Genomic DNA, 20,106 nt, shown 5'->3' on the forward strand with positions numbered 1-20,106 from the left:
TGGAGTCCCTATGGAAACCAAGAAACACTACGAATTACGGGTACTGACCGGCCTGCATCGGGGCGCGGCACTGCCCTTGAACGGCGATCAATGGAGCATCGGCTCATCCAGCGGCGCAGACCTTGCGCTGTACGATCCCGGTATCAAGGACAGCCACTGCATGCTGCGGCTGGTGGACAGCACCTGGTCGCTGGCCAGCAGCGAAGGCGCAGTCACCGACAGCGAGGGCCACAAGATCGAGGGCATCACCCAGCTTGAGCCGGGTACGCCATTTGCCCTCAATGGCGTGTGGTTATCGGTGCTCAGCGCCAACACCGAATGGCCGACAGAAGAGGACGAAGAACAACCTGAGGCTTCTGCACGGGACTTTGCACAGGCCCTCAACGACCCGGAACTCGAACAGGCATACGCCCCTGAACCTGAACCGAAACCCGAGGAACTTGTGGCAGAGCGTGAAGCACCGGCGCTCAAACGGGCACCGCGTTCACTGCTCGGGCCTTTACTGCTGGCCGGTTCACTGGTGGTCTTTCTGGGCGCGCTGTTCTGGCTGGTCAATCAACAGGAGCCTGCACCGCCCGCGCCGATCAAGCCCTCCAAAATCGAGCTCAAGGATGCGACCGAGGTCAAGAAAGTCCTCACCAAGATGCTCGAAGAACGCGAGCTGCAAAAGCGCATCACCCTGGCCGAAGAAGAAGGAAAGATATTCCTGCACGGCCCTTTCGACGAAGACGACCTGCTGCAATCCACCTCGCGCATGCTGTTGCACTTCGATCGCCAGTACAAAAGCCCGCTGCAAGTGCTCAACGCCCTGCCCGCCGCCACTGCCGAATTGCCCTTCACCATTATTCAGATCAGTAACACACGCCTGGCCAGTGTCCTGACCAGCGATGGCCGACGCCTGTTCCTGGGCGATGAAGTCGATGGCGTGCGCTTCGTGGACATCAATGAACACAAAGTGGTGTTCGAGGGTGAGCGGCGTGTGGAGGTGAGCTGGTGATGGAATCGACCCTGACACCTCTGGACAGCTGGCGCCAGGAACACAGCGAGCGACTTCAACGCTGCGCACCGGTCGAGGTCATGGGCCGTATCGCCGGTGTCAAAGGCATCCTCTTGCACAGCCACATGCCTCAGGCCCGTATCGGGGATCTGTGCGAAATCCGTCGGGCCGACGGCAGTGAAGTCATGGCCGAAATCGTGGGCTTCGATCGCCAACACACCTTGCTCGCGGCCCTCGGGGCGCTGGACGGTATCGCCATCGGCGCGCCGGTCAGGCCACTGTTCCAGCCCCACAGTCTGGTGGTGGGTGAATACCTGCTGGGCTCGGTGCTGGATGGTTTCGGCCGCTCCCTCAGCGGTGACGGACCTTCGGCCTTTGCCCTGTCCGGCGCAGCGGGTGCCCAGCCGGTGATTCGCGATGCACCACCCGCAACCGAGCGCCCCAGGATCGAAGCGCCGCTGTCCACCGGCCTGCGCGCCATCGACGGGCTTCTGACCCTTGGCGAAGGCCAGCGGGTCGGGCTGTTTGCCGGTGCCGGTTGCGGCAAGACCACGCTGCTGGCAGAGATGGCGCGCAATACGCCCTGCGAGGCGATTGTGTTCGGTCTGATCGGTGAACGCGGACGTGAATTGCGCGAGTTTCTCGACCACGAGCTGGACGAAGAACTGCGCTCGCGAACCGTGCTGGTCTGCTCCACTTCGGACCGCAGCAGTATGGAGCGTGCCCGGGCCGCCTTCACCGCCACCACCATCGCCGAAGGCTTTCGACAGCAGGGCAAATCGACCTTGCTGATCATCGACTCCCTCACCCGTTTCGCACGGGCCCAGCGGGAAATCGGCCTGGCCAGTGGCGAGCCGGCCGGTCGCGGCGGGCTTCCGCCGTCGGTCTACAGTCTGTTGCCGCGTCTGGTGGAGCGCGCCGGGCGGACACGGGCCGGCGCAATCACCGCCTTGTATTCGGTGCTGATCGAACAGGACTCGATGAACGACCCGGTAGCCGACGAAGTTCGCTCTCTGCTGGACGGCCATATCGTGCTCTCGCGACGCCTGGCAGAGCGCGGTCATTACCCGGCCGTGGACATTCTCACCAGCCTGAGTCGAACGATGAGCAATGTGGTGGGAACCGAACAGGTCAAGGGTGCCACACAGATACGCAGACTGTTGGCTGCTTATCAGCAAGTTGAAATGTTGATCAAGCTGGGTGAGTACCAACAGGGGAACGATCCACTGACCGATTTCGCTGTGCAATCGCGCGATCAGATCATGGATTTTCTGCAGCAATCGCTACGAGATCCGGTGTCGCTGGAAGACACCCTGGACCACCTCATACAGGTAACTGCTGATGTCCCACGATGACCTTGACCTGCTGGATTCGGCCAATGATCCGCAAATGAACAGCCTTGGCGAGACCCTGGATATCCTGGCGCCGATCCGTCGGCATCGCCTGACCCTGGCCGAACAGGCCTGGCGTCGCCAGAACCAGGTGCTCAACGAGCTGCAGACCCGTCTGCATCAGATGACCCAGGACCTTGAGTCGTTGCACCAGGCCTATCGGCAGTCACGCATCGAGCAGCGCGAGCGCCATTCAAACCGCCCGCTGCCCCTGAGCGAAATGAATGACTGGCTGGCACAGGAGCGTCAGACCATCCGGCATATCGAGCGCAACGAAAAGCACCTGAGCAATCTGCAGCATGAACATCGCCAGCAGAAAATGTGGACTGACGACAGCCACACGGAACTGCGCAAACGCCAGCGTGATGTTGAAAAACTCGATTACCTGATGGATCTCGCTCGGGAGGCCTCATGAACACCAAGCCTGTCCCCCACAAACCCACGCCTCCTCGCCCGCAGGAGCCACCCAGGCCGCGCAGCAGCAATAACAGCAGCAGCGAGAACACGGCCACGCCCATCAAACACGAGCGCGGCGAGCATGTGCCTCATGAAACCCTGGAAGAAGGCGAACTCTTCGAGCAGATGATGACCGCGTCCAGCGACAACGTCTTCTGGCTGGGCAACGACCAGCCACAAGGGCTGAGCGATGGCTGGCGCGACGGGGAAAAGCATGGCGGCAATGCCTCGTTGCCACCGGCACCGGTCGAAGCCTTGTGGGATTCCCTGCTCAACCCGATCGAGGAACACCTGGCCAGCAATGAAATGGAACCCATGGAGGCCATCGTCGAGCTGCCGGAACTGGGCAAGGTGACCGTGCAGGTCATCCCGCGCAGCGACGGTCTGGATATTGCCCTGCGCTTTGCCCGTGAAAGCGCCTTGCAGCGCTGTCAGGAAAACCGCGAAGCCAGTCGTGGATGGCTCAGCCAGCGGCTGGGACGTCGCGTCAGGCTCACTCTCGATCAGGCAGGTCATTGAAATGAATGCACAGGCACTTGCCCTCAGACCCGTCAGCACCACCGAGGCTTCGATCAGGCAGCGGATAGGCACCGGTCTGAGTCTGCCTTTCCAGCTCAACCGGCAAAGAGGCCAACTGGCCCTGCGCCTGGCGCCCATGCCCGGCCAGAGCGTTGACGAAGGTCATCTGGAATGTGCGTCCGGACCTTTGCGACTGACCAACACCGAAGCCCTGCTGGGCCTGCTGTCCAGTTGCCCGGCCCTGTTGCAGCAATCGGACAACAGCGAAGACCATCAATGGTACTGGCAGCTTTACAACCATTACCTGAGCCCGGAACTGCAACACCTGTTCGGCTCCCTGCAACCGCTGGATCAGCCCAATGAGCAAGGGCTGGACTGCCTGCTGGAAGCGCGCATCAACGGTTTGCGGGTCTGCTCGCGGCTCTCGGCACCGCCCGCCACCCTGCTCGACCTGCTCGATCGCGGCCAATGGCAGCACAGGTCCGTCGGCAAAACCTGGCCGTGGCCCATCAATACCCCGTTGCTGCTGGGCCATCTGGCATTGACCTACAAGCAATTGAAAGGCCTGCGCCCGGGCGATGTGCTGCTGCCTGATCACCCACTGTTTACCCCCGATGGCCACGGAATACTGCAACTGGGCTCCTGCCGCCTGAGCCTGGTCCAGGAATCCGCCAACGCATTGTGCTTCACCCTTACCGAACTGGAGCAAGACACCATGAATGCCACTATCGACCACTTTGCGGCGTCCGACAGCGATAACCCGATTCTGCTCGACGATATCCATCTACAGGAACACGAAGACTTCGCCGAAAACGCAGCTGACGGAAGCGACGATCTGGAACGCTTCAACGACCTGGCCCTGGCCCTGACGTTGCGGGCGGGCAATCTTTCTCTGAGTCTGGGTCAGTTGCGCTCACTGTCTGTCGGCTCCGTACTGACCTTCAACGGCTGCGCGCCGGGCAATGCCATGTTGTTTCATGGCGAACGTGCCCTGGCACATGGCGAGTTGGTGGATGTCGAAGGACGCCTGGGTCTGCAAATCACCCGCATGGAAGCTTTGCGGTGAACCTGCAGGATGCCAACCCACTGACGCTGGCCCTGTTTCTTGGGGCCCTGTCACTGGTGCCATTGCTGATGATCATCTGCACGGCCTTCCTGAAGATCGCCATGGTGTTGCTGATCACCCGCAACGCCATCGGTGTCCAGCAAGCGCCGCCGAACATGGCGCTGTATGGCATTGCCCTGGCCGCCACCCTGTTCATCATGGCGCCGGTGTTCAACGAAATGGGGCAACGGGTCAAGAAACTCCCCGATCGGCTGGACAACTTTGCCGCCATGGAAAGCGCCGGCAAACATGTAATCGAGCCGCTGCGCCTGTTCATGACCCGCAACATCGACCCGGACATCCAGACCCACCTGCTGGAAAACACCCAGCGCATGTGGCCCAAGGAAATGTCGTCCCAGGCCAGCCGCGATGACCTGCTGCTGGTGGTGCCGGCCTTCGTGCTGTCCGAATTGCAGGCCGGCTTTCAGATCGGCTTTCTGATCTATATCCCGTTCATCGTCATCGACCTGATTGTCTCGAACATTCTGCTGGCCCTGGGCATGCAGATGGTTGCGCCGATGACCATCTCGCTACCGCTGAAAATCCTCCTGTTCGTGCTGGTGGATGGCTGGACCCGCCTGCTCGACGGGCTCTTCTACAGCTACATGTGATCCGCCGAGGCTTTATGGAAACCCTGACGCTTTTCAAGCAGGCCATGTTGCTGGTGGTGGTGCTGTCCGCTCCGGCGCTGATCGTGGCGGTGATTGTCGGTGTCATCACCTCGCTGCTGCAGGCGGTGATGCAGTTGCAGGATCAGACTCTGCCATTCGCCATCAAGCTGGTTGCCGTTGGCGTGGCACTGGCGCTGACCGGACGCTGGATAGGTATCGAACTCATGCAACTGGCCTACCTGTCTTTCAACATGATCGGTCAGACGAGGCCTTGAGATGTTCGAACTCCCGTTCAAGGAAGTCAGCGAATCGATCATTGCCCTGACCATTGGCATGGCAAGGCTATACCCGTGCCTGTTCCTGATTCCGGCGTTCGCGTTCACCGAACTCAAGGGTATGCTGCGGCACACCATCGTGCTGGCCCTGGCCCTGTTTCCGATGCCCGGCATTCGCGCGTCTCTCACCGGTCAGACCCTCGACTGGCTGGACCTGACGGCGCTGCTGCTCAAGGAAAGCATCATCGGTCTGCTGCTGGGCCTGTTGCTGGCCATGCCCTTCTGGCTGTTCGAGTCCATCGGCTGCCTGTTCGACAACCAGCGTGGCGCGCTGGTGGGCGGCCAGATCAACCCGGCACTGGGCGACAACACCTCGGAACTGGGCCACATGCTCAAGCAGGTCATGATCCTGCTGATGATCCTGGGCGGCGGTTACGCCACCCTGACCCAGATCATGTGGGACAGTTATCTGATCTGGCCCGCTACCCAATGGGTACCCGTCACCGGCCCCGAGGGGTTCGAAGTCTATCTCAAGCTGGTCGCCAGCACGTTCCGCTTCATGGTGCTGTACGCCGCGCCGCTGGTAGGCCTGTTGCTGCTGATCGAATTCGGCATGGCGATCCTCAGCCTGTACAGCCCGCAACTGCAGGTCTCGACCCTGGCGATGCCTGCCAAGAGTCTGGTGGGCCTGGGCTTTCTGGTGCTGTACATGCCCATGCTCACCTGGCTTGGCGAAGGGCGCCTGGATGAACTGAAAGACTTGAAGCACTTGCTGCCGCTGATGTTGCAGATCCCCTGACCGCCCTCTGCCGGAAGCCTGACCATGAGCGAAAAAACAGAAGAACCCACGCAGAAAAAGCTCGACGACGCACGCAAGAAAGGTCAGGTCGGGCAAAGTCAGGATATTCCCAAACTGTTCATTTTCGCGGCCTTGATCGAGATGATCCTGGCCATGGTGGACTCCGGCATGGAGCGTCTCAAAGAGCTGATGATTCTGCCCATCATGGAGCTGGATCGGCCCTTCGGCGCCGCCCTTGGCGAGGTGATGACCAAGGCTGGCCTGGAGTTGCTGCTGTTCATGCTCCCGGTCCTGGGGATTGCCGTAGTCATGCGCCTGGCGGGCGGCTGGGTCCAGTTCGGGCCGCTGTTCGCCACCGAGGCCCTGAAGCTGGACTTCGAGCGTCTGAACCCCATCAATCAGTTCCAGCAGATGTTTTCTTCGCGCCAGTTGTTCAACCTGTTCAACAGCCTGTGCAAGGCGGTGATGATCACCCTCGTGCTGTATTGGCTGCTGCCGCCGTCACTGGGCGACCTGATCGGTCTTGCCCAGACGGATCTGGACAGTTACTGGAAAGCGCTGGTCGACCTGTTCAGACGTCTGTCACGTATCTGTCTGGGTTTGCTGCTGGTGCTGGCAATCCTTGACTTCGCCCTGCAGAAGTACTTCTTCATCAAGGGTCAGCGCATGAGCCATGAAGACATCCGCAAGGAATACAAGGAGTCCGAAGGCGACCCGCACATGAAGTCCCACCGCAAGTCCCTGGCACGGGAAATCTCCGAAAAACCCGGCTCCGCGGCCCCGACCCAGGCACCGGTCGAAGACGCCGACATGCTGCTGGTCAACCCGACCCACTTTGCCGTGGCGCTCTTCTATCGCCCTGACCAGACTCCGCTGCCGCGTATCATTTGCAAGGGTCACGACGCCGATGCCCGGGAACTCATCGAGCGCGCCCGCAAGGCTGGCGTGCCTGTGGTGCGCTTCGTCTGGCTGGCACGGACGCTGTATCGCGAAAACGTCGGGCAGTTCATTCCACGAGCCACCCTGCAGGCTGTGGCGCAGGTTTATCGTTTGTTGCGCGAAATCGATGAACAGGCAAAAGGGGACACGATCGAGATGCCTCACTATTGAGGCCTCATCAACAAATAAAAATACGCCGAATTTTTTCCTTATAAATCAATCTACTTACCAGAGTAACAAAAACACTTAATACCCAACGAACAAATAACGCACTGCCTTTTATAATTTTCCGTTCTATATACCGGGTTGCCACGCACAAAGCCCGCCTATAGATTCAGCCTCGTACTCAGTCAGCAAGACATACTGACGAAGTGGCTTCAACACGGACTCTGTTGAAGTTTGAATCAGGCAATCACGGAAGATTTGTATTATGAATACTGATCAGAAAAGCAACTGCCGTTCTTCGTTCAAGGCAACACATGAACAGTTCGCAAGAATGTTCGCACTTTCCGAAGCAAACCCGGCCCTTGCAATCTCATTGCGCTCCCGGTTCGGGAACATCCTCACACCCCGCTCTCAAGACCTGATGCGCGACGCTTGCGACACCCGGCAGCCCCTTAATATTCCTGACTTGATGCCCCCCCTCACAAGACTGGCTGAAAACAGCGAAGAGCATTTTCATTAGCCGGCTCAATACACACCCCTTGCTCTAACCGTTTAAGACGAACGCTGAACTTCTTCGGTTTGTCCGCCCGACAATCCGTTACGGAATTCGTGTACGCGCTCGTCCGTACTTCCAATGAAATATTAATCTTTCCAAGATGGAGATAACTATGACTGGACTCAGAGTTGGTATCGTTGGTCTCGGCGCACAGATGCAGGAAAATCTGCTGCCCACACTTCTGCAAATGCCGGATATTCGTATCGTGGCGGTCTGCGACAGTGACCGTACCCGTGCCGAACAAATCAATCGTTTCGTATCCAACGTGATGATCACCGACAGCTTCGACGAAATGCTGGCATCCGCCAGACTCGATGCGGTGGTCATGGCCTGCCCGCCCCAGGCGCACCGCGACCTTTCGTTCAAGGCCATGGCCAAGGGTGTACACGTATTCGTCGAGAAACCACCTTGCTTCACCCTTGACGAACTGGAAGCACTGATCGCTGCCAGCAACGATGCCAAAGTGGTGACCGGCGTCGGCATGAACTTCAAGTTCGCCAAGCCCATGCAGCAGTTGCGCAAGATGACCAGCACCGAACAGTTCGGCCAGACCGTGCATGTTCAGCTCAACCACTATGCAAGCAAACCCACGTCGCCGCTCTGGGGCCTGGACTCGACACTGCGTTCCTTCCTGCTGGCCCAGGCCATTCACACCATCGACCTGGGCGTGACCTTCGGTGGCGGCGAACTGCGTGATATCGAGTCCCGGGTGCAGCGTCATGGCGACTCGTTGCTGGTCAGCCTCGAGCTGCAATTCACCACAGGTGCCAGTGTCAGCCTGCTCAGCGGCACCCTGTTCCCCTACTTTGAATTCGACATGAAGATTGTCAGCTCGAACTCAATGATGGTGGAGCTCAACAACCTCTGGAACATCACCATGCACGAGCCGGAACACGGCACCAGTGCCACAGGTACTGCCAAACGCTGGCGTGGGGCGTGGCAGCCAGGGCCACTGGATTCGGGCTATGAGCGCAGCGGTTATTTCGGCGAGCTGGAAAAGTTCTTCCATGCCGTGCGCACCAACACCGCCTTTGAAGCGAGCTTTGAAAGCTTGCGTGCGACCTACAAGGTGATCGAGAGCATCTGCGACGCCGCCGAACAAAACCTTGCCCTTAGCGCGTGAGCCTCGGTCCATCCACAGCCTGTAATGGAATACATGAAATGTCAGCCAATCTTTCAAATACCGTAAACGCACCCGTTTCCGATAAATATCGCCCGGTATACGCGGACGACCTGCTCACCATGAAACTGACCCTGGAACGTCCGTTGTCGGGCACCAGCGACGTGGTGGGCGAATACGAAAGCAAACTTGCCGAGTGGTTCGAGGCGCAGCATGCCATTGCCGTGTCGTCAGGCGGCGCAGCCCTCAGCGTGTCTATTTACGCATCGGGCGTAGGCCCGGGCGATGACGTCCTGCTGACGCCTAGTTGCCCGCTGTGTACCATCTACCCGATCATTGCCGCCGGCGCCAACCCCATCTTCGTCGATACCCGCGCCCATGGCTTCGGTGCAGACCCGGCCTCGATCAAGGCTCGCATCACGCCGAACACCAAGGCCATCATCGACATCCCGATGTGGGGCTACCCGACCGAAGTCGACGAGTTGCGCCTGCTGACCCATGAACTGGGCATCAAGCTGATTCTGGACCTGGCTCATTCCCATGGCACGACCCTGCAGGGCCGTCCACTGTCGCAGTTCGGTGACCTGTCCTGCTTCAGCACCCACGAGCGCAAGCCACTGGCGACCGGAGAAGGCGGTTTCATCCTCACCGACGACGATGCACTGGCAAAGCGCTGCCGCGACTACAGCCGCTTCGGCAACCTCAATGGCAAGGATTTCGGTCTCAATTACAAGCTCGCGGCACTGCCGGCAGCCTTGGGCGGCAGCCGTCTGGCGTCCTTGGCCGGGCAAATCGAGAAACGCCGGGAAAACGCGGCCTACTTCCTCAGCAAGCTGGATCACAGCAAGGTCCGGGAGAAAAAAATCATCGATGGCGGCCAGCCGAACTATTACTTCCTCAACCTTGAGCTACATTTTGCCGACAACCGTGCTTTCATCGACTACCTCGATGATGCGGGCATCCCTTCCGACATCAAGCGCTATGGCTGCAAGGCGCTCTATGAGTTCCCGGCACTTGCCCAATACCGCAACGAGTGTCCGAATGCCGAAGCCTTGCTGGCAGGCATGACGACAATTCCGGTTCATCCGGATATTACCCAGACGGAACTGGACTACATGGCAGAACGCATCAACCAGTACGGTGCCGCCTGAATGACGGCCCCTCTCGATCGCTCACAACTGGATCGGCATTTCACCGCGTCCGGGTTCGTCTTGAACCCGGACCGGAAGATGCTGCTGTTGCATCACCGCAAGCTCGGTGTCTGGCTGTATCCGGGCGGCCATATCGAACAGGGAGAAACACCCGACGTAGCCGTACTGAGGGAGATTTTCGAGGAAACGGGCATCCGCGCCGAACTGCTTGGCGAGCGCGATGAAGAACTTGCCGATATCGAAACCGACGTCACCGTATTGCATCAACCCTACCGGGTGTTGTGCGAATACATCGATGACAAGCGCGGGCCGCACTATCACCTGGACCTGATCTATGTCACGGCAACCCCTCTGCTCGCCTGCCCGGACGACAGAGAGGTGGAAAATGCGCGCTTCTTCAGCCATCAGGAAACGGCAGCGCTGCAGATGTTTCCCAACTTCCGGCGAATGGTAGACCGAGTCTTTGCAGACGATGCGCTGTGGGATCTGGTGGGGAAAAAGGTGTCGCCATGAACCTGAGAACCGTTACCCAGAAAGGCACCCTGCACTCGGCTGACGACCTTCGCGAGCTTGAAAGGGCCCTGCACTCGGGCCTGACCGGCACTTCGCCGATTGTCGAGGAATACGAGGCCGCGATTTCTGCGCTGTACGGCATCAAGCATGTGATTACGGTGTCGTCCGGTGCGGCTTCGGTGACGGCCGCGCTGGCCGGCGTCGACTTCCGGCCGGGGGATGAAGTCATCGTCGCTCCGACAGGACCGATCTGTACGGTACTGCCCATTCTCGCGATGGGGCTTGTGCCGGTGTTCTGCGATGTCGCGCCGGACAGTTTCGGCCTGGACCCGCTGGATCTGCGGCGCTGTATCAGGCCGAGGACCTGTGCAGTGATCGAAGTACCGATGTGGGGTTATCCGGTCAACTCGAACGCGACCTGGGCTTTTGTGAAGGAAGCAGGAATACCGCTGATCCAGGATCTGGCTCACGCCCACATGACCCGTCTGGACGGAACGTGGCTGGCACGTCATGGCGACATCAGTTGCTTCAGTACCCATGACTGCAAGTTCATCTCCACCGGCGAAGGCGGCTTCGTGATGACCGATGACGATGAGCGGGCACGGCGGATTCGCGCCTACACCCGCTTCGGCAATCTGACCGGCGAGTCCCTGGGCATCAACCTGAAACTGGGCGGGCTGCAGGCTGCCCTGGGCCTGGCCCGGTCACGTCAGCTCGATGCACATCTGAAGCAACGCCTGAGCAATCGCGAACGGCTTCTGAGCCTGCTGGACAACCCGGCGTTTCGCGAAATGCCGGTGGTCCCCGGTGGCGTGGTGAACGGTTATTCGCTGCTGCTGCAATCGGTGGGGCATGACGGTCGCCAACTGGTGCATTACCAGCAACGGCACGGTATCGAGTCCGATATCGGCAAGTACGACAACCAGCCGCTGTACCAACTGCCGTTACTGACCCGGTATCACCGCGATTGCCCCAACGCCGCCAGGTTGCTGCGTTCATTGACGACGGTGCCGTTGCACCCGGATCTGAAGGACGACGACCTGCATTACATCGCCAAGGTGCTCAATGACTACTCTCCCAACTGAATCGGGCACACGCTCGGGCCATGCGGTGGTGATCGGCGGCAGCGTGACCGGCTGCCTGACCGCTGCCGTGCTGGCGCGGCGCTTCGAGCGTGTCACCGTGATCGAGAAAAGTGATTTCTACGACGAAACCGGTCCGCGCCAGAGCCTTCCACAGGAACACCACGTGCATCTTCTGCTGTTGCGTGGCAAGCAGATCATGGAAGGCATTTTCCCGGGCCTGCTGAGTGCGCTGGAACAGGACGGTGCCCAGGTCGCGGATCTGGGACACGATGTGAAGTGGTATCAGCGCGGTCGCTGGAAAAACCGTTACCGCAGCGGCATCCATGCTCACTATTGCAGCCGCAGACTCATCGACAACCAGTTGCGCCGCTGCCTGACGACAGTACCCCAGGTCGAGATTCTGTCCGGCACGCGAGTGACAGGGATCGAGTTTGCCGGTGCCGACGGACAGCGCCATGTCAAAGGCGTGAACATCGACAACGGCTCGGGTGCGCAACACCTGCCCTGCGACTTGCTGGTGGACTCCAGTGGCCGGGGCACGCACATGCCCTCTTGGCTGAAAGAAGCCGGCTTCGGCACGGTGCAGAACAGCGTGGTCAAGACCGAGCTGGGTTATGCATCGCGCATCTACAAGCGGCTCCCCGCTTTCGCCGAGCAATGGCAAGTGCTGCTGGTGTTGCCAACGGCTCCGGAACAACGCTCCATGGGGGTCATCAGCCCCATCGAGGGTGACCGCTGGATGGTGACCACCGGTGGCTGGTTCGGCCACTTTCCCGGCAAGGACCCGGACGATTTTCTGCAGGCACTGGCCAACCTGCCGGTGCCTGATATCCACGAAGTCATCCGCGAGGCCGAGCCGCTTTCGGAAGTCTTCACCTTCAAGATGCCCGGCAGCCGCCGCACCCATTACGACCGCCTCGCCCACTGGCCGGAAGGTTTGCTGGTCGTGGGTGATGCCCTGAGCAGCATGAACCCGCTGTACAGCCAGGGCATGACCATCGGCGCACTCGAAGCTGATTGCATCGAGAACCACCTGCACGCGCTGCTGACGCCCTCGCTCAGTTGTCATCAGCTGCAAGGCTTGTTGTGTGGCGTGGTTGACGGTGCCTGGAACATGGCCACAACCGAGGATTTCCGCTTCCCGGAAACCAGCGGTGAACGCACCTGGCGCACCCGCTTCGATCATTGGTACGGCGCCGGGCTTGGCAAGCTCTCGGCAAACAATCGCCGGGCGCTGGAAACACAAATCGGAGTGACCAATCTGGTGGTGGACCCCAACCGGCTCTACGCGCCGGCGATTGTGTCGCGCATCGCACTCAATGCCCTACTTCCCTGGAACAGCCGACAATGATCGACGACCCCCTGCATTTTTCCGGCATCGAACATGTGGTGTTCGACTGGAACGGTACCTTGATCGACGATATCGATCTTGCTGTCTTCGCCGTAAATCGCTGCGGCGAGCACTTCGATGTCCCACCCATTACCGCTGAGCGGTACCGGGCTCAGTTCGACTTTCCCATTGCCGGTTTCTACGCGGCGCTCGGTTTCGATCTGGATCGCGTGCCCTTCTCCACCATCGTCCAGCGTTATCTGGAGCACTTCGACGCGAATGTCGCGCACTGCCCGCTGCACCCTGGCGTGATCGAGTTTCTCGACGCCGCAAAACGTGCCGGTATCGGCGTCTCGATACTCTCGGCGTCCCATTGCGATGTGCTGGTGCAGACCCTTCGGGCCAAAGGCCTGTATGACTATTTCGAACATGTCGTGGGGCTGAGCCATAACCAGGCGACCAGCAAGACGGCCGAGGCCATTGTGCTGCAAGAGACGCTGGGGACACCCGCCTCACGAACCCTGTTCGTCGGCGACACGCTGCACGATTTCGAGGTAGCGAATGCGGTGGGCTGGTCGCCGGTGCTGGTCTCGACAGGCCATCAGAACAGCGAGCGACTGCGCGTCAGCGGTGCGCCGCTGTTCAACAGCCTGGACGAACTGCTGCAACGCTTTGCGCCTGCTCAGGCACTCTGCGCCGAAACCGGGGAGGCCTGACCATGACCACCTCGCACATGGTGCTGATCGGCCTGATCGCGACTGCATTGGCATTGCGCGCGATGGTCGCCTTTTACTACCGCGACCATCAGCGCATTCTGCGGCTGCTGAAGCTGGAGCCACGGATTGCCGGTCGCAAGGAACACTACTACCGGCCATGGGATGGATGGCTCGCGCCACTGCCCTTCATCTGGACCTGGCTGGATATCGTGGCTGCCGTGCTGCTGGCATCGATCTACTCGACGCCGCTGATGTGGCTGGGGGTGGTGCTCTGGAGCGGCGGACGCCTGCGCGCCCTGCAGGAATTCGGACACAATGCCGTGCATTTCGCGTTGTGCCCCAACCATGAATGGCAGTGGTGGCTGAGTAACGTTTTCTATCAGTTTCCAGCGTTCAAACGCGACATGCGCAGTCGCCATCAGACCCACACGATGGAACACCATCGCAATCCCAATCACCCCGACCGTGATCCGAACCGGGCCAGGGTCCAGGCCGGTGGCTATGTGGCAGGTATTTCATCCAGCAGTTTCCATGCGCTGCTGCTTTACCCGCTGACGCCTGGTGGCGCCTGGGTCAACCTGACGACCATGGCACGCAACAGCCTGTTGAACCATTCGCGGCTGACGACGGTGCTCCGGGTACTGTGTCTGATAGCCGTCACCGCCCTGCTCTACTGGGCTGGCGGCTGGAAAGGCGTGCTGTTTGGCTGGCTGGTGCCGCTGATGACCTCATACCCGGTCTTTGCCTGGGTATCGCTGCTCACCGAGCATCGCTGGTTTATCGAAGGAACATCCAGAGACCGACGCGACCTCGAATACCTGGCAGGCCGCCCCACCGATTATTTCGGCATCAGCGGATGGCTGATCCGCGTGTTCATCGCACCGACGTCCGATGCCTACCATCTGGCCCACTCGTTGTACCCAGGCGTTCGCTGGAACTACCTGCCAGCCATCGACCGGCACCTGAAAATTCATGAGCCCCGCTACAGCAACAACGCCAGTGAAGGCCTGCTGCTCAAGCGCGGCAGCGCACCCACTGCGCTTTCCGAACTGTATGAACGTCTGGTGACCACCGGACACCCAGAAAACACCCTGAATACGAGAGGCAGCGTGTGAATAACTCATCGACACAGCAGCAGGTTCAACGTATCGGCATCATTGGCGGCAGTGGTCTTCAGCAACTGCCCGGTTTGAAGGACATAGAACTGGTCGAGTGCGAGACGGCGTTCGGCAAACCTTCATCGCCCATCACTCTGGGCACGCTCAACAATGTGCCGGTGGCCTTCGTGCAACGCCATGGCGTCGGACACACCATCCCGCCAGCGTTCATCAATGTGCGGGCCAACATCGCCGCGCTGCGCAGTGTCGGCTGTACGCAGGTGTTATCGGTCAGTGCCGTGGGCAGCCTGACCCACGATGCGCCACCGGGCAGCTTCGTGCTGATCGATCAATACATCGACCGCACGATCAAGCGTGACAAGACTTTCTTCGGACCCGGTCTGGTGGGCCATGTACCGTTTGGCGACCCGGTATGCGGACGCATGCGCTCGGTACTGGCAACCGCCGCACAAACCGCTGACGTGCAAGCCCGCAATGGCGGCACCTATGTGGTCATGGAAGGACCACAGTTTTCGACCCGTGCCGAATCCCACCTTTATCGCCAGTGGGGCGGCACCGTGATCGGCATGACCGCCATGCCCGAAGCCAAGCTGGCTCGCGAAGCAGAGCTTTGCTACGCGATGATTGCCATCCCCACCGACTTCGATTGCTGGCACGAGTCCCACGAAGACGTGAACGCCACCCTGGTTGCCGAGCGCATGGCCGACACCTTTACCCTGACCCGCCGTCTGGTCACCGAAGCCGTCACCCGGCTGGGTGAACACCAGGGCGCCTGCCCGGCCGGGTGCGACCACGCGCTGGATACGGCCGTGATGACGGCACCGGAGCATCGCGATCCAGAGATGGTCGCACGCCTGCTGACCGTTGCGCCCAACGCCACTCACCTGGGAGCCAAACCATGAGCAAGGCCATTCCTACCAAGGACCGGGTGCAGATCAAGAAGGTCGAAGTGCTGTCGGACAACTGGTACGTCCTGCGCAAGACCACGTACGACTTTCAGAGCAATAACGGCACCTGGAGCACCCTGACCCGTGAAACCTATGACCGGGGCAACGGCGCAACCATTCTGCTCTACAGCAAGCTGAAACAGACTGTCGTCCTGACCCGGCAGTTCCGCTTTCCCGCCTTCGTCAACGAACACGACGGCATGCTGATCGAAACCTGCGCCGGTTTGCTGGACCGGGACGACCCTCAAACCTGCATCCGCAAGGAAACCGAGGAAGAAACCGGTTATCGCATCCAGGAAGTACGCAAGGTGTTTGAAGCCTTCATGAGCCCGGGATCGGTCACCGAACGCTTGTACTTTTTTGTCGGGGAGTATTTCGACGAAGACAAACTGAGCGCCGGAGGCGGTCTTGAGGACGAAGGCGAAGACATCGAAGTCCTCGAACTGCCTCTGGACGAAGCACTGTCGATGATCGAGACCGGCGCGATCTGCGACGGCAAGACCATCATGCTACTGCAATATGCCAAACTGCATCGACTGCTGGATTGAGGCCGGGCATGGATGAACTTAACGCTATCAGTTCGATGGAACACGCAGAGCTTGCCGAGTTCATGGCAAGTATCAACGAGCATATCGGCGTGCCTGTGCGCCTGTCGCGCTGGTCCACTTCGGAGTTGATCGAGCGGGTGATCAACGGCACGGTGGGTGACTGGGACCTGCTGCTGGGAACCGCTGCCACCGCCCTCCTCGATCCCGCACTGGCTTCACAGTTGCGGGTTCTTGACGGCCTGGATGACTCGACATTACCTCCCGAGGCGGTTGCAGCCGACAGGCGCTGGTTCAGCCCGTCAGGCTTCGTGCCTGCCTTTTGCTATGACCCGCAGGTGCTCGCCGCACACGGCCTGAGGCCGCCGCTTTCCTGGGAAGCGCTTTGCGCACCGGAATGGTCGCAACGCATTGCCCTGCCGGACCCGGCCCGCTCGGGCGCAGGCTATCTGCACCTGAGCGCACTGCTGGAGCATTACGGCGATGGGGCCTGGGAGATGCTGGCCGACGTTGCGCAGCTAAGACCTTCGATCAGCGGATCTTCGACGGCGCCGATAGAAGCCGTACTTGAAGGCCGTGCATGGGTCGGGGTGACTGTGTCCACGGCGGCCACTCGAGCAGCTGTGCAGCATCCTTCTTTGCGTTGGTGCGTACCCGATGATGCCCGGCGCTACGAGTTTGAAGTATTCGGCTGCCGCGCCGGCTCGTCACGGGCAACCGAGGCGATAAAGGCGCTCAACTGGATGCTCTCGCCGCATGCTGCGGCAATCAGCAGAAGCTACGGCAAGGTCGTGGTCGGCGGTGTGTCCAGCGACACACTGGCAGCGGTCGAGCTGAAAGCGCTGGATGCCATCGAGGCCAGCCACACCAAGGTTGCTCGTTGCGCACGCTGGCATTCACTGTTCGATACAAAGGCTGGCCTATGACAGACACAGCTCACACGGAGCGACGCCCCTGGGCGATTTACCTGATGTTCGGGCTGTTCGGTGCTCAACAAGGCATGCTCGGCCCCCTGATGCCCTTTCTGCGTGCCGAATTCGGTCTGGACCTGCGCTGGACCGGTCTGCATTTTGCCGCCTATGCATTGGGGCTGGTACTGATCGGCATTCCGTATCGCTGGCTGGAGCGCAGGGCTTTACCCATCGGTACAGGCCGTATCGCAATAGGCTCGATTGTGCTGGCGAGCGGACTGTTTGCCATCGCGGGCGGCTTGCCCATGACCTTGCCGGGCAGCGTCCTCATGGGCTTGTCCGGTGGGCTGGTCATGGCCGTCGGGCAAGCCATGCTCGGCAAACGCTATCGCCAGCAGGCTGCCGCGAAACTGGTGGAAGCGCACATTGTGGCAGGGCTCTGTGTGCTGGGAGGTGCGCTGCTGGTGGGTGCAGCGACAGCCATGGGACTGTCCTGGCGCACGGCTCCGCTGATCGTCAGTGCGTGGGCCCTGGTGATGTTCTGCGCACCGCAGACGATCCATCGACCAGAGCCTGACCAGACTGCCTCGCCGGAAACAATCACGGACACCACGAATGCGCAGCGCCTGACCCGGCTCAGTCTGTGGGCGCTGGTGATACTGGGGATCTCCGCAGAATGGGGTGTGGGCTTCTGGGGTGCGGAATATATCAAGACCCATGTGCAGACCAGCGCATCGGTGGCTGCAACTTTGATGAGCCTGTACTTTGCCGGCACCGTCTGCGGACGTCTGGCCAGCAGCTATGCCTTGCGTCGTATATCACCGCTGACATTGCTGAGTTCGGTGATTCTGAGCGCCATTGCTACACTGCTGGTGCTGTCGTTTACAGAGGGGCTGGTCGGTACAGCGATATTCATCTTTGTACTGGGCGCCTGTCTGGGCAATTTCTTCCCGCTGATTCTGGGCTCTGCCATGCGCATCGCGCCCCACGCAAGCTCGGCGCTCAGCACCCAGGCATCACAGGCCGTGGGCATTGCCTTGTTGCTGGCACCATTTCTGCTGGGGGTGCTGTCAGAACGCATAGGGGTCGAAGCCGCCTTCAGCCTGCTGATCGTCTATCCCCTGCTCATGTTGCCGCTGGTGCCGGCCCTGCGGGGTGTCTGGTCACTGGGCAACACTACTGAACACTTAAAGGAGTAAGAACCAATGGCCCTTTCTGCGCTGTTGTTCGATCTGGACGGAACCCTCATCGATACCGATGAATTGCACCTGAACGCCTACAACCAGTTGCTGGCACGCTGGGATCGCTCAATGGACATCAGCTACTACAAGGCCAATGTCATGGGCTTCCCGGATGACATGATTTTCGGAGGCCTGTTCCCCGACATTCCCGCCTCGCGATATGCCGATATGGCGGCGCAGAAAGAAGCCATGTTCCGCGCTCAACTGGGCGAAACCATTCCGGTAGCGGGTGTGCTGCGCATCCTCGATCATGCCCGAAACGTCGGCCTGCTCACTGCCGTGGTGACCAACGCTCCGCGAGAAAACGCCATGGCCATGCTGACCGGCCTGGGGATCGTCGATCGTTTCGAGACCATCGTCATCGGCGGGGAACTGGAGCGCGGCAAGCCTCACCCCATGCCCTACCTCACCGCCCTGGAATTGCTGGGCGTGAACGCCGACAACGCACTGGCCTTCGAGGACTCGCTGGCGGGCGTACAGTCAGCGAACGCTGCTGGCATCCATACCTTCGGCGTCTTGTCGGGGCTTGATGAAAAGCAGCTGCGAGAAGCGGGTGCCAAGAGCGTGATCCGTGACTTCAATGATGAGGTTCTGTGGAATCTGTTGAAGTCGTCTTCGTGATGCAAGTGAGGTGGACAGTTCTGTCCACCCATCCTAAATCCTGTGAAAGATATAATCGGCAGCCTCACTGCTGGCCAGCGTAACCCTGTGTTCCATCAGGCGCTTGCGCAGTTCTGAATCGTCCGCCCGCACCTTCCAGCCCTCGGTCCAGTCATCTACTGCGGCTTCCTTGCTGTGGCGTATCGCATCGATCAGCTTCAAGCGCTCCGGGAAATAGACAGCAAACGCATTCTCCTTCCAGCTCGCGACCTTGATCCCCAGTTGCGCGCAGACGGCGATCTTGGTTGCAGCGTCCTCTACATCGGCCTGTCTGGACCGATTGACCAGCGCCTGAAGCTCGGGGTTGGCCACGCCGTCGGTGCAAAGAATTTCTCCACTGCCCCAGGACTCGGGCGGACAGATCTTGTTGTCACTGCTCATTTCAATGAACGGATTGATTTCCATCGGGTAGATCCGGCACACCAGCGGGCGCTCTTCATAAATGCCACACAGGTTATCCGCACGCAGATTCGGGCACTGCTCAAGAGCATTGCCAACGAACACTGCGATAACGCGGATGCTGCTCTCGGCACTGTTGACCGCGACCGACCGGCCTGCTCCGTGGGCATATTGTCTTGAGTCGGCTGGCCAGGTCAGTTCGTTGAAGGCCTCCAGCACCACCGCGACATCATGTCCGCGGGCCAGCCATTGTTCGGCCTCGTTCAGCGTCAGCGGTATGAGACGACCTTTGCAGCAGATCCCGCAGCCCACGCAGTTATAGCGAATTACAGTGTTTTGCATATTCCATCCTGAGCTACAGGTGTCTTTTCAAGGGCGAACGGGGTCGGCGCCCATAATCTGGTCGAATGTTTGAAAAACAGGGTCCTGGACATTCACCTGCTGCTGGTCAGCCGGGGTGATGGGCAAGTAAATGTAGTGCGTTCTGATACACCAGCATCAACCTGAGGACTGTTGCGGGTGAAATGCGAGCTACGTAGCAGCGAGATGACACTGAT

At 59.9% G+C, this 20,106-nt stretch carries 22 protein-coding genes; 21 read left to right on the forward strand and 1 reads right to left on the reverse strand.

Annotated features, from left to right (window positions below):
* Positions 1-10: 10 nt before the first annotated feature.
* The 21 genes from K5D32_RS04495 (at position 11) to K5D32_RS04595 (ending at position 19,111) form a co-directional block, all read left to right on the forward strand.
* On the forward strand, positions 11-997 hold the full coding sequence (locus tag K5D32_RS04495; protein WP_221599365.1) for an FHA domain-containing protein: 987 nt from the start codon (positions 11-13) through the stop codon (positions 995-997).
* Positions 997-2,352 (forward strand): FliI/YscN family ATPase, encoded by a 1,356-nt coding sequence (locus tag K5D32_RS04500; protein ID WP_221599366.1) that lies wholly within the window; start codon positions 997-999, stop codon positions 2,350-2,352. The genes K5D32_RS04495 and K5D32_RS04500 overlap by 1 nt, the downstream gene beginning before the upstream one ends.
* Positions 2,339-2,803 carry a hypothetical protein gene (locus K5D32_RS04505; RefSeq protein ID WP_025259567.1) on the forward strand — a complete coding sequence of 155 codons (465 nt, stop codon included), beginning with the start codon at positions 2,339-2,341 and terminating at the stop codon, positions 2,801-2,803. Before K5D32_RS04500 ends, K5D32_RS04505 begins: the two co-directional genes overlap by 14 nt.
* The gene (locus K5D32_RS04510; RefSeq protein ID WP_221599367.1) at positions 2,800-3,363 is read left to right on the forward strand and encodes a type III secretion system HrpP C-terminal domain-containing protein; all 564 of its coding nucleotides are present in this window, start codon (positions 2,800-2,802) and stop codon (positions 3,361-3,363) included. The genes K5D32_RS04505 and K5D32_RS04510 overlap by 4 nt, the downstream gene beginning before the upstream one ends.
* A 1-nt stretch (position 3,364) precedes the next feature.
* The gene (sctQ, locus tag K5D32_RS04515; protein ID WP_216705446.1) at positions 3,365-4,429 is read left to right on the forward strand and encodes a type III secretion system cytoplasmic ring protein SctQ; all 1,065 of its coding nucleotides are present in this window, start codon (positions 3,365-3,367) and stop codon (positions 4,427-4,429) included.
* On the forward strand, positions 4,426-5,079 hold the full coding sequence (gene sctR, locus K5D32_RS04520) for a type III secretion system export apparatus subunit SctR (RefSeq protein WP_025259564.1): 654 nt from the start codon (positions 4,426-4,428) through the stop codon (positions 5,077-5,079). The genes sctQ and sctR overlap by 4 nt, the downstream gene beginning before the upstream one ends.
* A 14-nt stretch (positions 5,080-5,093) precedes the next feature.
* Positions 5,094-5,354 carry a type III secretion system export apparatus subunit SctS gene (sctS, locus tag K5D32_RS04525; protein WP_025259563.1) on the forward strand — a complete coding sequence of 87 codons (261 nt, stop codon included), beginning with the start codon at positions 5,094-5,096 and terminating at the stop codon, positions 5,352-5,354.
* A 1-nt stretch (position 5,355) separates the two neighbouring features.
* The gene (gene sctT, locus K5D32_RS04530; RefSeq protein ID WP_216705445.1) at positions 5,356-6,153 is read left to right on the forward strand and encodes a type III secretion system export apparatus subunit SctT; all 798 of its coding nucleotides are present in this window, start codon (positions 5,356-5,358) and stop codon (positions 6,151-6,153) included.
* 24 nt (positions 6,154-6,177) lie between these two features.
* On the forward strand, positions 6,178-7,263 hold the full coding sequence (sctU, locus tag K5D32_RS04535) for a type III secretion system export apparatus subunit SctU (protein ID WP_216705444.1): 1,086 nt from the start codon (positions 6,178-6,180) through the stop codon (positions 7,261-7,263).
* Between the two features lie 662 nt (positions 7,264-7,925).
* Positions 7,926-8,936, forward strand: coding sequence for a Gfo/Idh/MocA family protein (locus K5D32_RS04540; RefSeq protein WP_025259560.1), 1,011 nt, complete (start codon positions 7,926-7,928; stop codon positions 8,934-8,936).
* A gap of 38 nt (positions 8,937-8,974) precedes the next feature.
* The gene (locus tag K5D32_RS04545) at positions 8,975-10,084 is read left to right on the forward strand and encodes a DegT/DnrJ/EryC1/StrS aminotransferase family protein (RefSeq protein WP_221599368.1); all 1,110 of its coding nucleotides are present in this window, start codon (positions 8,975-8,977) and stop codon (positions 10,082-10,084) included.
* Entirely contained in the window at positions 10,085-10,597 is a 513-nt protein-coding gene (locus K5D32_RS04550) for an NUDIX hydrolase (RefSeq protein WP_025259558.1), read from the forward strand.
* Entirely contained in the window at positions 10,594-11,682 is a 1,089-nt protein-coding gene (locus K5D32_RS04555; RefSeq protein WP_221599369.1) for a DegT/DnrJ/EryC1/StrS family aminotransferase, read from the forward strand. The genes K5D32_RS04550 and K5D32_RS04555 overlap by 4 nt, the downstream gene beginning before the upstream one ends.
* The gene (locus tag K5D32_RS04560) at positions 11,663-13,033 is read left to right on the forward strand and encodes an NAD(P)/FAD-dependent oxidoreductase (RefSeq protein ID WP_221599370.1); all 1,371 of its coding nucleotides are present in this window, start codon (positions 11,663-11,665) and stop codon (positions 13,031-13,033) included. Before K5D32_RS04555 ends, K5D32_RS04560 begins: the two co-directional genes overlap by 20 nt.
* Entirely contained in the window at positions 13,030-13,728 is a 699-nt protein-coding gene (locus K5D32_RS04565; RefSeq protein WP_221528198.1) for an HAD family hydrolase, read from the forward strand. The genes K5D32_RS04560 and K5D32_RS04565 overlap by 4 nt, the downstream gene beginning before the upstream one ends.
* A 2-nt stretch (positions 13,729-13,730) precedes the next feature.
* Positions 13,731-14,843, forward strand: a complete 1,113-nt coding sequence (locus K5D32_RS04570) for a fatty acid desaturase (RefSeq protein ID WP_221599371.1) — start codon at positions 13,731-13,733, stop codon at positions 14,841-14,843.
* The gene (mtnP, locus tag K5D32_RS04575; RefSeq protein ID WP_221599372.1) at positions 14,840-15,748 is read left to right on the forward strand and encodes an S-methyl-5'-thioadenosine phosphorylase; all 909 of its coding nucleotides are present in this window, start codon (positions 14,840-14,842) and stop codon (positions 15,746-15,748) included. Before K5D32_RS04570 ends, mtnP begins: the two co-directional genes overlap by 4 nt.
* Positions 15,745-16,341: a GDP-mannose pyrophosphatase NudK gene (nudK, locus tag K5D32_RS04580; protein WP_221592706.1), complete on the forward strand. Its 597-nt coding sequence runs from the start codon at positions 15,745-15,747 to the stop codon at positions 16,339-16,341. Before mtnP ends, nudK begins: the two co-directional genes overlap by 4 nt.
* An 8-nt stretch (positions 16,342-16,349) precedes the next feature.
* A complete protein-coding gene (locus K5D32_RS04585) occupies positions 16,350-17,264 on the forward strand; it encodes an ABC transporter substrate-binding protein (RefSeq protein ID WP_221599373.1) in 915 nt (304 codons plus the stop codon).
* On the forward strand, positions 17,261-18,448 hold the full coding sequence (locus K5D32_RS04590) for a sugar MFS transporter (RefSeq protein WP_221599374.1): 1,188 nt from the start codon (positions 17,261-17,263) through the stop codon (positions 18,446-18,448). Before K5D32_RS04585 ends, K5D32_RS04590 begins: the two co-directional genes overlap by 4 nt.
* A gap of 6 nt (positions 18,449-18,454) precedes the next feature.
* On the forward strand, positions 18,455-19,111 hold the full coding sequence (locus K5D32_RS04595; protein ID WP_221599375.1) for an HAD family phosphatase: 657 nt from the start codon (positions 18,455-18,457) through the stop codon (positions 19,109-19,111).
* Between the two features lie 33 nt (positions 19,112-19,144).
* On the opposite strand, the gene K5D32_RS04600 is transcribed toward K5D32_RS04595, so the two are convergent.
* A complete protein-coding gene (locus K5D32_RS04600; RefSeq protein ID WP_221599376.1) occupies positions 19,145-19,891 on the reverse strand; it encodes a YkgJ family cysteine cluster protein in 747 nt (248 codons plus the stop codon).
* Positions 19,892-20,106 lie beyond the last annotated feature (215 nt).

Origin of the sequence: Pseudomonas cichorii, assembly GCF_019719005.1 — a bacterium.
In the GTDB taxonomy this organism is placed as follows: Bacteria; Pseudomonadota; Gammaproteobacteria; order Pseudomonadales; family Pseudomonadaceae; genus Aquipseudomonas; species Aquipseudomonas cichorii_E.